The organism is Aeromicrobium sp. Leaf350 (genome assembly GCF_916858655.1).
In the GTDB taxonomy this organism is placed as follows: domain Bacteria; phylum Actinomycetota; class Actinomycetes; order Propionibacteriales; family Nocardioidaceae; genus Aeromicrobium.
Window position 1 is genome coordinate 618,573 of the sequence record NZ_CAKASL010000002.1, and the last position, 12,156, is coordinate 630,728.

The 12,156-nt window shown below is 72.8% G+C and carries 14 protein-coding genes; 5 read left to right on the forward strand and 9 right to left on the reverse strand.

From position 1 onward, the window contains the following. Position 1 precedes the first annotated feature (1 nt). The 4 genes from LO931_RS11935 to LO931_RS11950 all read right to left on the reverse strand — a co-directional run bounded on the left by LO931_RS11935 (position 2) and on the right by LO931_RS11950 (position 2,545). Positions 2–547, reverse strand: coding sequence for a hypothetical protein (locus LO931_RS11935; protein ID WP_229053815.1), 546 nt, complete (start codon positions 545–547; stop codon positions 2–4). A 71-nt stretch (positions 548–618) separates the two neighbouring features. Beyond that, positions 619–1,248 carry a class I SAM-dependent methyltransferase gene (locus LO931_RS11940; protein ID WP_229053816.1) on the reverse strand — a complete coding sequence of 210 codons (630 nt, stop codon included), beginning with the start codon at positions 1,246–1,248 and terminating at the stop codon, positions 619–621. Then, positions 1,245–1,886: a DUF2064 domain-containing protein gene (locus tag LO931_RS11945; protein WP_229053817.1), complete on the reverse strand. Its 642-nt coding sequence runs from the start codon at positions 1,884–1,886 to the stop codon at positions 1,245–1,247. The genes LO931_RS11940 and LO931_RS11945 overlap by 4 nt, the downstream gene beginning before the upstream one ends. After that, a complete protein-coding gene (locus LO931_RS11950; RefSeq protein WP_229053818.1) occupies positions 1,883–2,545 on the reverse strand; it encodes a glycosyltransferase family 2 protein in 663 nt (220 codons plus the stop codon). The genes LO931_RS11945 and LO931_RS11950 overlap by 4 nt, the downstream gene beginning before the upstream one ends. Positions 2,546–2,646: 101 nt before the next feature. Here LO931_RS11950 and LO931_RS11955 point away from each other — a divergent pair, with 101 nt between their 5' ends. Continuing rightward, the gene (locus LO931_RS11955) at positions 2,647–4,053 is read left to right on the forward strand and encodes a hypothetical protein (RefSeq protein WP_229053819.1); all 1,407 of its coding nucleotides are present in this window, start codon (positions 2,647–2,649) and stop codon (positions 4,051–4,053) included. 5 nt (positions 4,054–4,058) lie between these two features. On the opposite strand, the gene LO931_RS11960 is transcribed toward LO931_RS11955, so the two are convergent. The 5 genes from LO931_RS11960 to LO931_RS11980 form a co-directional block, all read right to left on the reverse strand. Further along, positions 4,059–5,099: an NAD(P)-dependent oxidoreductase gene (locus LO931_RS11960; protein WP_229053820.1), complete on the reverse strand. Its 1,041-nt coding sequence runs from the start codon at positions 5,097–5,099 to the stop codon at positions 4,059–4,061. Further along, a complete protein-coding gene (locus LO931_RS11965; protein WP_229053821.1) occupies positions 5,096–5,893 on the reverse strand; it encodes an S-methyl-5'-thioadenosine phosphorylase in 798 nt (265 codons plus the stop codon). The genes LO931_RS11960 and LO931_RS11965 overlap by 4 nt, the downstream gene beginning before the upstream one ends. A gap of 13 nt (positions 5,894–5,906) precedes the next feature. After that, positions 5,907–6,335: a hypothetical protein gene (locus LO931_RS11970; RefSeq protein ID WP_229053822.1), complete on the reverse strand. Its 429-nt coding sequence runs from the start codon at positions 6,333–6,335 to the stop codon at positions 5,907–5,909. Beyond that, entirely contained in the window at positions 6,332–7,531 is a 1,200-nt protein-coding gene (locus LO931_RS11975; RefSeq protein WP_229053823.1) for a molybdopterin-dependent oxidoreductase, read from the reverse strand. The genes LO931_RS11970 and LO931_RS11975 overlap by 4 nt, the downstream gene beginning before the upstream one ends. A gap of 135 nt (positions 7,532–7,666) precedes the next feature. Then, positions 7,667–8,353, reverse strand: a complete 687-nt coding sequence (locus tag LO931_RS11980; protein ID WP_229053824.1) for a hypothetical protein — start codon at positions 8,351–8,353, stop codon at positions 7,667–7,669. 107 nt (positions 8,354–8,460) lie between these two features. On the opposite strand from LO931_RS11980, the gene LO931_RS11985 reads away from it, so the two are divergent. The 4 genes from LO931_RS11985 to LO931_RS12000 are packed head-to-tail and all read left to right on the forward strand — an operon-like array spanning position 8,461 to position 12,129. Beyond that, positions 8,461–9,510: a substrate-binding domain-containing protein gene (locus LO931_RS11985; protein WP_229053825.1), complete on the forward strand. Its 1,050-nt coding sequence runs from the start codon at positions 8,461–8,463 to the stop codon at positions 9,508–9,510. Further along, positions 9,507–10,283: a molybdate ABC transporter substrate-binding protein gene (modA, locus tag LO931_RS11990; protein WP_229053826.1), complete on the forward strand. Its 777-nt coding sequence runs from the start codon at positions 9,507–9,509 to the stop codon at positions 10,281–10,283. The genes LO931_RS11985 and modA overlap by 4 nt, the downstream gene beginning before the upstream one ends. Next, positions 10,280–11,068 carry an ABC transporter permease gene (locus LO931_RS11995; RefSeq protein ID WP_370636109.1) on the forward strand — a complete coding sequence of 263 codons (789 nt, stop codon included), beginning with the start codon at positions 10,280–10,282 and terminating at the stop codon, positions 11,066–11,068. Before modA ends, LO931_RS11995 begins: the two co-directional genes overlap by 4 nt. Further along, positions 11,065–12,129 (forward strand): sulfate/molybdate ABC transporter ATP-binding protein, encoded by a 1,065-nt coding sequence (locus tag LO931_RS12000; RefSeq protein ID WP_229053827.1) that lies wholly within the window; start codon positions 11,065–11,067, stop codon positions 12,127–12,129. Before LO931_RS11995 ends, LO931_RS12000 begins: the two co-directional genes overlap by 4 nt. Positions 12,130–12,156: the final 27 nt, after the last annotated feature.

A 12,156-nucleotide genomic window follows, 5' to 3' on the forward strand; every position in this document is an offset into this window, starting at 1 on the left:
GTCATCCTTGGGTCTCGGTCTGGTCACGCAGCCGGGCGGCCTGCTGCTCGGCGGCGGCGGCCTCGCGCTCGAGGCGCGCCTGGTCCTCGGCGGCCTGCTGCTCGGTGGTGGCAGCGTCGGAGGCGAGCGCCTGGGCCTCGCGTCGGTGGTCCGCCGCGACGGCCTCGGCCTGCTGCTCCGCAGCGCGGCTCTCCACGGCTTCCTGCTGCGCTGCCTGCTGCTCGGCGGACTGGTGCTCGGCCTGCTTCTCGCGCTCGACCGCGCGCTGCGCCGCATCGGCCCGGTCGTGCTGGGCCTCCTTGGTGGTGGCGGCCTCGTGGGTCGTCTCGCGCAGCTCGCGAGCCGCCTCGTCGCGCTTGGCGTCCGCCAGGGCCTCCTCGGCCACGGCTTCCTTGCGGTTCTTCGCCTCGGCCTGCTGGATCTGCCCCTCCTCGACGAGGTCGTCCTTGCCCGTCACGGCACCGGCGACCTCCTTGGCCTTTCCGGCGACGTTGGCGAGAAGGCCTCGGCGGGCCTCTGCGGATGTGTCTGTCTCGTCATGGCTCATGCACCTGAAGTACCCGGCTGGGCCAGGGTGACGCGGTGATCGCCGTGTGACGCGGGATGCCCTGGTGCCGGTCAGGCAGGGGTGAGGGTCACGGCGTGGCGGCCCGCGGCGGTGCGGACGTCGGTGACCAGGAGGCCGGCGTCGCGCGCGACGCTGTCGATCGCGTCGAGGCCCACGACGGCCCAGGCGAACGGCGGTGAGAGACGGCCCTCGACCCAGAGGCGGCGGTGGTCGCGCACGAGCCCGGTGCCGAGCGGCGAGACCTCGACGAGCACGGTGCCGTCGACGTCCAGGAGGTCGCGCGCGCGGCGGAGCAGGCGCACCGGGTCGCCGCCGATGCCGATGTTGCCATCGGCCAGGAGCGCATGGCGCCAGCCACCCGTGCCGGGCACGTCGTCGAAGACGTCGAGCATGACCGCCTGCGCACCACGGCGCCGCGTCTGGCGGACGGCCTCGGCCGAGACGTCGATCCCGAGGGCCGGGATGCCGCGGTCGACCAGGTCGCCCATCAGGCGACCCGGCCCGCAGCCGAGGTCGATCGTCGGTCCCGCGCAGAGGTCGGTGAAGAGCTGACGGTCCGCGCGGTCAGTGCGACCCGCCCACTGGCGCACGGCCAGGTGCTCCATGCGGCCGTCGGAGCCCACGAACCGCCCCGAACCTGCCGTGAACATCCCGTCGAACGCGCTGCTCGTGTCGATCATGCAAGCACCGTCGCTGCAACGGCCCGGGCCAGGTGGGAGCCGGGCATCTGGTCGGCCACGGTGAGCACGTCGGCCCAGGTGTCGAGGTCGGTGAGGGTGCGCAGGCGGTGCACGTCGCCGCCGAGGGCCCGGGCCGTCTGCTCGCCCGTGTCGTCCTGCGACATCGGGACGGCCGGCAGCACGTGGGCGTCCTGGCCGCGGGGCACGCCGAGCAGCCACCAGCCGCCGTCGGACGCGGGGCCCAGCACGGTGGACCCGTCTAGGACCGCCGCCCCGGCCTGCTCGTAGTCGTCGACGGTGACCTGGGGGGAGTCCATCCCGACCTGCACCACTCCGTGGCCGGAGTCCGCGTCGAGGTGCGCGTTCGCGAGGCGCTCGCCGAACGTCTCGCCGCGCTGCGGGACGACCCGGGTGGCGGTGAGTGCGGCAGCGATCTCGTCGCCGCGAGCGGCGTCGTGGAGGTCGCCCGTCATTGCGACGACGACGGGCCAGCCGACGGCGATCGCGGTCTCGAGCGTGTCGAGCAGCGAGGCGGCCGCGACCTCGGCTGCCTGGGCGTGGCCGCGCTCGCGACCGATACGGGTCTTGGCGAATCCGGCCACGGGGGCCTTCGCGACGACCAGGAGGGTCGGGTTCATCGCAACACCCCGGCGAAGTCGTGGATCACGCGCGCCGTGCCCTTGACGGACCCGGAGACCTTGGAGCGGGTCCCGGCGGCCCGGTGGCCGTAGGGGACGTCGATCTCGTGCACGGTCCAGCCCGCGGCCGCGGCCTTGAGCATGAGCTCGAGGGGGTAGCCGAAGCGTCGGTCCTCGACGCCGAGCGCCAGGAGGTCCTCACGGCGGCACACCCGCATGGGGGCCAGGTCGTGGATGCCGAAGCCGCTGCGGCGCCGGATCATGGTCGCCAGCGCGAGCGTCCCGGCGCGGGCGTGCCAGGGCCAGACCCCGCGCTCGATCGGGCGTCGGCGACCGATCGCCATCGTCGCGCCACCTCCGCGCACGATGTCGAGCATCGGGACCAGGTCGGCCAGGCGCATCGAGGCGTCGCCGTCGATCACGGCGACGTGCTCCGCGGTCGCCGCCAGTACTCCGGCGTGCACTGCGGCCCCGTAGCCGGGACGCGGCTCCTCGACGACCGTGGCGCCGAGCGACCGGGCCACGTCGGCCGTGCCGTCGGTCGATCCGTTGTCGACGACGATCACGTGCCAGCCGTCGGGGACGTCGGCGAGCACGGTCGGAAGGGCCAGGGCCTCGTCACGACACGGGATCACGACGTCACAGGTCCTCATACCCATGATTCGACGCTACGGCTTCCTCGTATTGGTCGCGCGGCGACAATTCTGGTCACCCTCCACCTGACCGGCAGCCGGGTGGTGGCCCCCCTACGCTGGAGTCCGTGAGAGACCGCCTGTACTCCCGCCGGGCTGCCCTGATCTCCGCCGCTGCCGGTGCCGTGCTCGTCGCCCTGGCCGTCTACGTGCCTCGCTGGACCGGTGAGGACGTCAAGGTCAACTGGCCGCCCCTGCACGCCGACTGGGATCCCCGCATCGGCCTGCTGACGATCCCGGCGGTGCTGATCGGCATCGTCCTCGTGCTGGTGCTGCCACGCCTGGCCGCCACCCTGTCGTGGCGCCGGACGCTGGTGCTGGCCTACGTCGCCACCTGGGCCTGGACCATGGCCGTCGCGATGACCGAGGGCCCAGACGGTCTCTCCCGCGTCTTCGACGTGGAGGAGCGCCCCGGCGAGTACGTCTTCGACGCCCAACGCGTGGACGCCATCCTGCCGATGCTCCGGACCTTCATCGAGCACATCCCGATGGACTCCCCGGACAACTGGAAGACCCACGTCGCCGGTCACCCGCCGGGCGCGCTGCTGTTCTTCGTCCTGCTCGACCGGCTCGGCATCACCGACCCGTTCTGGATCGGCGTCGTCGTCGTCTCGGTCGGGAGCACCGCGATCGTCGCCGTGCTGGTCACCCTCAAGGTCCTCGCGTCGGAGAAGCTCGCGCGCGCGGCCCTTCCGTGGATCGTGCTGGCTCCGGTGGCCGTCTACATGGGCGTCAACGGTGACGCCGTCTTCACCGCGGTGGCGGCGTGGGGGCTGTGCCTGCTCGCGATCGCCACCCGCGTCCCACGCCACCGTGTTGCCGCCGGGATCGGCGCTGGTCTGCTGCTCGGGTTCTGCGTGTACCTGTCGTACGGGCTGGTGCTGCTGGGAATCCTCGCGCTCGCCGTGCTGTGGATCGGACGCTCGTGGCGGGCCCTGCCGTGGGCGCTCGGTGGTGCCCTCGTGGTGGCAGCGGCGTTCACCGCGGCCGGGTTCCACTGGTGGGAGGCGTACCCGGTGCTGCGGGAGCGCTACTACGACGGCATCGCCTCCGAGCGGGCCTACTCGTACTGGGTGTGGGCCGACGTCGCGGCGTGGACCTTCACCGTCGGCCTCGCCGTGTGGGCCGCCTTCCCGCGAGGCGTGCAAGCCCTCCGCGGCGCCGTCGGCCCCCGGTTCCTCCTCGCGGACTCGCGCATGGAGGAGACCTCGGACGTGGTCCCGGGCGACGACGCCGCGGAGAGCCCGCGCGACCGCACGGTGCTGGCGGCCCTCGCCGCCGCGGCACTGCTGACGATCCTGGCGGCGACCCTCTCGGGCATGAGCAAGGCCGAGGTCGAGCGCATCTGGATGCCGTTCACGATCTGGGTCGTCGCCCTGCCCCTGCTGCTCCCGCGGCGCTGGCACCCGCCGCTGCTCGCCTCGCAGGTCGTCATCGCCCTGCTGGTGCAGCACTTGCTGCTGACGCGCTGGTAGGCGCGTCAGCGCGTCCGGAGCGGGTCGGTCGCGAGCCGCGCGAGGCCGTCCTCGGGCGCGATCTCGGCCGTGAAGCCCAGACCCTCCCGCGCCGCGTCGGGGGAGGCGACCACGTGGCGCACGTCGAAGCGGCGGAAGTCACCCGTCAGGACCGGCTCGTCGCCACCGGCGGCCCGGGCGAGCGTAGCCGCCATCTCGCCGATCGTGAAGGTGCGTCCTGACGCGACGTTGTAGGCGGTGAGTCCGGTCGGGTGCTGCCCGACCTGCTCGAGTGCGAGGACGTTCGCGCGGGCGACGTCGTGCACGTGCACGAAGTCGCGCACCTGTCGGCCGTCCTCGAAGACGCGGGGGGCCTCGCCGCGGGCGATCGCCGACCGGAAGATCGCGGCCACACCGGAGTACGGCGTGTCCGCGGGCATCCCCGGGCCGTACACGTTGTGGTAGCGCAGGGCGATCGCCCGGGCGCCCTGCAGCGTGCACCAGGCGGCCGCGTAGTGCTCCTGGGCCACCTTCGACGCGGCGTAGCTCGTGCGCGGCAGGAAGGGCGTCGACTCGTCGATCTCGCGCCACGTGATCTCGCCGCCGCACTGCGGGCACCGCGGATCGAACCGACCTGCCTCGAGGTCGTCGTCGCGCCGGACCGCGGGGGGAACGTCGCCGTCGCGCTCGCACGCGTAGCGGCCGTCTCCGTAGACGACCATCGACGAGGCCACCACCAGGTCGACGACGCCCGTCCGCGCCATGGCGGCCAGGAGTCGGGCGGTCGCCGCGTCGTTGTGCTCCGCATAGGCGGGGAGGTCCTGCGCGTCGACACCGTTGCCCACCATCGCGGCCTGGTGGCAGACGACGTCGACACCGGCGAGCAGGTCGTCGACGTCGTCGGTCCGCAGGTCGCGTCGCGCGATCGAGGGATCGGGGGCGACGTCGGGCCCGTGGGCGGCCGCCAGGTACGCGTCGAGCCCGACGACCTCGTGGTCGCGGGCCCGGGCCTGCTCCGCGATGTGGGTGCCGATGAAGCCGGCGGCCCCGGTGAGCAGGATCCTCACGGCAGCTCGATCGACAGCGTCATCCCGTCGAGGGCCGACCCGCAGTCGCACGTGCGGTCACCGATGCCGCCGACGACCGAGCGCAGGGCGTCCTTGAGGGTGTCGGTGTGCGAGGCGAAGACGCGGAAGACCTCGTCCATGCTGACCGAGGAGGCGGAGTCGACGCCGGCGTCGTGGTCGGTGACGAGGGCCACGGTGGCGTAGCAGAGCGCGAGCTCGCGCGCGAGGACCGCCTCCGGGTGCCCGGTCATGTTGATGATGCTGCCGCCCTGCGCGGTGTACCACTGCGACTCGGCCCGGGTGGAGAACCGGGGACCCTCGATGACGACCATCGTGCCGCCGTCGACCGGGTCGTGGCCGGCCAGGCCCTCCACGAGGTGACCGCGGAGCCGCGGGCAGTACGGATCGGCGAACGACAGGTGCACGGCGCCCTCGTCGTAGTAGGTCTGCGTGCGGCCCGACGTGCGGTCGACGAGCTGGTCGGGCACGACGAACGTGCCGGGGCCGAGCTCGGGGCGCAGCCCTCCGACAGCGCACGGCGCCAGCACCTGGCGCACCCCGAGGCTCCTCAGGGCCCAGAGGTTGGCGCGGTACGGCACCCGGTGCGCGGGGAACTGGTGGTTCGGTCCGTGCCGAGGCAGGAACGCGACGTCGCGGCCGTCCACCGAGCCGATCGAGATCGGCGCGGACGGGGGGCCGTACGGGGTGTCGACCTCGACCTGGACCGGGTCCTCGAGGAACGTGTAGAAGCCGGATCCGCCGATCACGGCCACCTCGGCGCTGGGAGCAGTCACGTCTCAGAGCATGTCATCCGGCGTCGGCCGCGGTGCGTCCGGCTGCACGGGCCCGACGACGCAGTCCGGCGACGACCGCTGCTCCTGCGAGGACGCCGGTCAGCACGAGCCAGCTCAGCAGGTACGGACGGTTCAGGATCGTGTCGTTGTCGGGCTTGCCGCCCTGTCCGCTGAGGACGGGGAGGAACACGACGGTGAGGGTCGCCCACACCAGGAACGCGAGGCCCGTCACGGCACGGAAGTGATGGGGGAGCAGGCGTGACGCGACGATGCCGAGGCCGACCGTGAGGGGGGCGAGCACGGCGTCGTGGACCAGGATGCCGCCGGCCAGCCAGGTGCCGGTCGAGAGCAGACGGTCGCTCGTGAAGTCGCGCATGAGCCAGACGCCCCACAGCCCGAACCCGACGCCGGCGACGAGGAGGAGAGCACGGACGGCCCTCATGAGCGCACCTCCAGCTGCTGGACCCACTTCGTCTGGAGCACGCCCGGACGGTTCGGCGCGATGATGCGGCAGGGGTAGCCGTGGTCGAGGCTCAGCGTCTCGCCGTTGAGCTCGAGCGCGAGCATCGTGCGGGGGTCCTCGACGAACTGCTTCGGGAGCACCGAGACCCCGAACGCGCCCTTGGTCTGCAGCGACCGCACGACGATGTCGGAGCGCGGATCGGCTCCGGCCAGCGCGATGAGGTCGCGCACCGAGACGCCGGTCCACTCCGCGTTGCGGCTCCACCCCTCGACGCAGGCGATGGGCAGACGGTGGGTCTGCTGCGGCAGGGCGGCCAGCTGCTCGCGGTCGAAGGTCATCGTGGTGCCGCCGACGATGAGCTCCAGGACGAAGTTCGGATCCATCGCCGTCTCGTCGGCGCCGGCGGCCTTCGCGGTGCGGTTGATCGGCAGACCCTGCGGACCCTCGCCGTCACGGACCGCGAAGACGGAGATCTTGCGCAGGAAGGGGACCGTCTGGCCGGCGGTCAGCAGCGCGGCGAGACCGGCCGAGACGAGCGCGCCCCCGAGGACCGTGCGCCGGGTGAGCAAGTCGTCGTCCGTCGGGCGCTCGTCGGGCGAGTCGTTCGGGCCGTCGTCGGTGCCTTCGTCGAGGGGGGCACCCAGCGCCTGGCGGATGACCGGCAGCTTCACCGCGATGTGCACCAGCAGCGAGCCGATCGCGACCCAGGCGACGGCGTAGTGCGTCGCGCGGAAGCTGAAGTCCCACGGGTACCACTGCGCGATGTTCAGCAGGCCGCTGGCGAGCATGAAGATCGAGGCGCCCACCAGGGCACCGATCGACGCCCGCTCGAGGGCCTCGACGAGCAGCGCGCGGGGACCCCGCGGAGGACGGATGAAGAGTCGGGGGAAGACCGACCAGAGCTTGACGAGGATCAGCGGGATCGAGGCGATGCCGGTGATCACGTGGGTGCCCTGCGTGATGCGGTACAGCTGCGTCGGCTGCGGACCGATGGGCAGCCAGCCGGGCGGGTCGTACTGGACGTGGCTCCAGAGCCCGGTGAGGAAGCAGATGCCGAAGGCCACGCCGAGCACGATGCCCACGCGGGCCGACAGGCCCGTGCCTCGGGCGCGGCTCGTGAAGTCGTCCGGCCGGGGGATCAAACGTTCGACGTCGTCGACGGTCGGGAGCCTCATGACCGCACCTCCTCGTTCTCACGCCACAGGATCTGCAGCTCGCGACCGGCTGGTCCCGAACCTAGTGCCACGAAAGGGCAGCGCCCCGCACTTCCGTGAGGAAGGCGGGGCGCTACCGGTCAGTCAGTCGTCGGCTCAGGCAGCCGGCGTCGTGTTGACCGTGATCTTCGCGACGCCCACGAGGAGCTGGTCGGTCACGGCGTCGGTGCCGAAGGTCTCGTTGAGGAGACCGGCAGCGACGGGCGAGATGAAGACCTTGGTGCCCTCGAGGATGGCGGTGTCACCCTCGGTCTGGAGCGGCTTCAGCGTCGCGCCACGCAGCTGGAACAGGAAGGCGCTGGTGACGACGGTCTCGCCGTTGACCGAGACGTCGCCGTAGACCCGCGAGATGCCGGGGTCGACGTTGAAGTTGGTCAGCTCGACGACGGTGTCGCCGGCGGTCAGCGACAGGCCCGAGCCCTCGTGCTGGACCTGGCCGATGACGTACGGCTTGGCCGTGCCGGGCTCGAAGTAGGTCACGTTGCCGCCGGTGATCGGGAAGTTGATCGAGCCGTCGGCGAGGGTCGCGGTGCCCACGGTGCCGGGCGTCAGGCCCAGGGTCGTGAGGGCCTCGGCGAAGCCGGCGTCCAGGAGGATGCCGGTGTCGACACCCGAGAGGGCGTTGATGCGGGCGACCGGCTCGGCGACCGAGTTCGAGTCCGAGCTGGAGCCGGAGTCGCTGTCGTCGGTGGACGAGCAAGCGGCCAGCGGCAGCGAGATGACGGCGGCGAGCGCCAGGCCCGTCATGACCTTGCGAGTCTTGTGCGTGCGGATGGTGCTCATGAGAATGTCCTTCGATTGACTGATCGTGCGTACACCTGTGTTTCGGCACCCCCGGGGGAGCGGATGGGTCGATGTCGAAAAAGTTTCTGAGCGGATACGATCCGGGCATGAGTGACAGGATCCAGGCATCGCGCCGGGTACAGCACGAGCGACGGGCTCGCGGCTGGTCGCAGGCCGAGCTGGCCCGGCGGTCCGGGGTGACCCGCCAGCTCGTGGGTGCCGTCGAGTCGGGCCGCCACGACCCGGGCGTCTCGGCCGCGCTCGGCCTGGCCCGGGCCCTCGACACCACGGTGGAGCGCCTGTTCGCGCCGCGCGCCTCGGCCGCGGTCGACGTCCTGGGCGAGGTGCGCCCACCCGGCACCGCCGTCGTCGGAGCCCTCGTCGGCGACACCCTGGTGTCGGTTCCGCGCGGGTACGGGGCGGACGGATCCGAGTCGTGGTCGCTGGCCGACGGCGTCTGGGACGGGCGCGAGGTGGCGTGGCTGCCCGGCGGAGCACCGGCCGACCTGGTGCTGGCCGGCTGCGACCCCGTCATGGGGCTGCTGACCGGGCTGGTCGACCGCGCCGGGCACCGCGTGCTCGGCACACACGCCTCGACGGGTCGCTCGATCGCCGCCCTCGCGGCCGGACGGGTGCACGGGGTGCTGGTGCACGCGCGTCCCGGAGAGCTCCCCGAGCCGCCGCTGCCCGTGCGCCGTTGGCACGTCGCCCAGTGGCAGGTCGGACTCGCGGCGCTGGGCGCCGGGAGCGTGCCGCCGATCGAGCAGATCGCCGAGCGACGCCCGGTCGTCGTCCAGCGTGATCCCGGCGCAGGGACGCAGCAGGCGTTCGCGCGGGCCCTGCGCGGCACGGGCGCGGACGTCGACCTCCCGGGACCGATCGGTACCGGCCACGTCGACGTCGCCCGACGCGTGCTTCACGGCGCGGGCGAGGCCGGGGTGCTGATGGAACCGGCCGCACTGGCACTCGGGCTCGCCTTCGCCCCGCTCGAGACCCACGCGGTCGAGCTCTGGCTCGCCGAGGAGTGGGTGAGCCTCCCGGCCGCGACCGCTCTGCTCGAGGTGCTGAGCAGCGAGGCCCTCGTCCGCCGCGCACGTCTGCTCGGCGGCTACGACCCGTCCGGCTGCGGATCGCCCGTGGACGGGGGGACACGATGACCCAACGGCGGTGGCTGGTGGCCGCCGCGGCGTCGGTGCTGCTCGTCGCTGGCGGGTGTGGCTCCGGCGAGGACGGAGCGAACGAGGGCGGGCCCACCGAGGTGGAGCAGGTGACGCTGACGGTGCACGCCGCCGCCTCGCTGAAGGGGACGTTCACCGAGATCGTCGAGGAGTTCGAGTCCGAGCACGAGGCCGTGACCGTGACGCTCAACGTCGGCGGCTCCTCCGACCTGGTCGCGCAGATCCAGTCCGGCGTGCCGGCCGACGTGTTCGCCTCGGCCGACGTCAAGAACATGGACAAGCTCGGCGACCTGGCGGTCGGTCCCGAGGACTTCGCGACGAACACCCTCGAGATCGTCGTGCCGCGGGGAAACCCGGCAGACATCTCCTCCTTCGACGACCTGGCCGGCGACGACGTGAAGCTCGTGACCTGTGCGGTCGAGGTGCCGTGCGGGAGCGCGACGGCCGCCGTGGCCGAGGAGGCGGGTGTCGAGCTGTCGCCCGTCAGCCAGGAGCAGTCCGTCACGGACGTGCTCGGGAAGGTCGCGTCCGGTGAGGCCGACGCGGGTCTGGTCTACGTGACCGACGTCAAGGCCGCGAGCGACGCGGTCGAGGGCATCACGTTCCGCGAGTCGGACTCCGTCGTGAACACGTACCCGATCTCCGTCGTCGAGGGCTCGGAGCACGCCGACCTCGCCCAGGAGTTCATGGAGCTCGTGCTGGCGACGTTCGGCCAGCAGGTCCTGGCGGACGCCGGCTTCGGGAAGCCGTGACGGCGCGCGCGCACGTCGGCCTGCCGCGCTGGCTGTACGTCCCGGCGCTGCTGGGGATGGTGTTCGTGCTGCTGCCGCTCGTCGCGATGGTGAGCCGGGTCGAGTGGGGCGACTTCGGCTCGCTCGTCTCGTCGCCGTCGGCACGCGACGCCCTCTGGCTCAGCCTCCGCACGAGCACGACCAGCACCGCCCTGTGCGTGCTGATGGGCGTGCCGATGGCCTTCGTCCTGGCCCGGACGAGCTTTCCGGGGCAGCCCGTCGTGCGGGCCTTCGTCCTGCTGCCGTTGGTGATACCGCCGGTCGTCAGCGGCATCGCCCTGCTCTACACGTTCGGTCGGCGGGGTCTGCTCGGCTCGACGCTGGAGGTCCTCGGCATCGAGGTGGCCTTCTCGACCGCGGCCGTCGTCATGGCCCAGACCTTCGTGGCGCTGCCGTTCCTCGTCATCTCGCTCGAGGGCGCCCTGCGCACCGCGGGCCAGCGGTACGAGGTCGTCGCGGCGACCCTGGGCGCACCGCCGCGGACGGTGTTCCGTCGGGTGAGCCTGCCGCTGGTGCTGCCGGGGCTCCTGAGCGGCACGGTGCTGGCCTTCGCCCGCTCCCTGGGCGAGTTCGGCGCCACGATCACGTTCGCCGGGTCGCTCCAGGGCACCACGACAACGCTGCCGACCCAGATCTACCTCGAGCGGGTGACCGACCCGGATGCGGCCGTCGCGCTCTCGCTGGTCCTGGTCGTGGTCGCGGTCGTCGTCATCACCGTGGCGCGTCCAGGCCGAGGTGCCGTGTGAGCGCCGTGGGTCGCGCGGGCCTGGTCTGCGACGTCGAGGTCGCGACGCGGGACGTCGCGGCACGGATCGAGGTCGCCCCCGGTGAGACCGTCGCGCTCCTGGGACCGAACGGCGCCGGGAAGTCGACGGTCCTGGACGTCGTGGCCGGGCTCGTCGCGCCGAGCCGAGGCGGGGTGACGCTCGGGGGTCGCGACCTGACGGGCGTGCCACCACACCGACGCCGAGTGGCGCTGCTCGCGCAGGAACCCCTGCTCTTCCCGCACCTGTCGGTGCTCGACAACGTCGCCTTCGGCCCGCGGTCGAGGGGAGCGGGCCGTGCCGCGTCGCGCGACCTCGCACGGACGTGGCTCGTGCGGGTCGGGATCGAGGACCTGGCCGATCGGCGTCCGGCCCGCCTGAGCGGTGGGCAGGCCCAGCGGGCTGCGCTGGCGCGGGCACTCGCGGCCGAGCCGGAGCTGCTGCTGCTGGACGAGCCGATGGCGGCCCTGGACGTCGACGTGGCACCGGCGGTGCGCCAGGTCCTGCACGCCGTGCTGGCCGACCGCTCGGTCGTGGTCGTGACGCACGACCCGCTCGACGCGCTGCTGCTGGCGGATCGGGTCGCGGTGCTCGAGCAGGGCCGGGTCGTGGAGTCCGGGTCGACGTCGGAGGTGCTCACCCGACCGCGCAGCGCGTTCGCCGCCCGTCTCGCCGGTCTCAACCTGGTTCCCGGACGCTGGGACGGGCTCGCCGTCACCCATGCCGACGCGACCGTCACCGGGCTGCCGGTCGAGCGCTCGCCCGACGCCGGGGCCGACGTCGTGGCCGTCTTCTCGCCGTCGGCGGTGGCGGTGCACGCGGAGGCTCCGACCGGGAGTCCGCGGAACTCCCTCGCGGCCCTGGTCACCGACGTGGAGCCGCTCGGCGACCGCGTGCGGGTGCGGACGCGGGTCGGTGACTTGCCGATCTCCGCCGAGGTCACGCCCGCTGCCGTCGTCGAGCTCGGCCTCGTGCCCGGGTCCCGGGTGCATCTCGCCGTGAAGGCCGTGGAGGTGCGGGTGCACGCGGCTCGCCGGACCTGACCGGCTCGTCGCCCTGTCTGGGACACT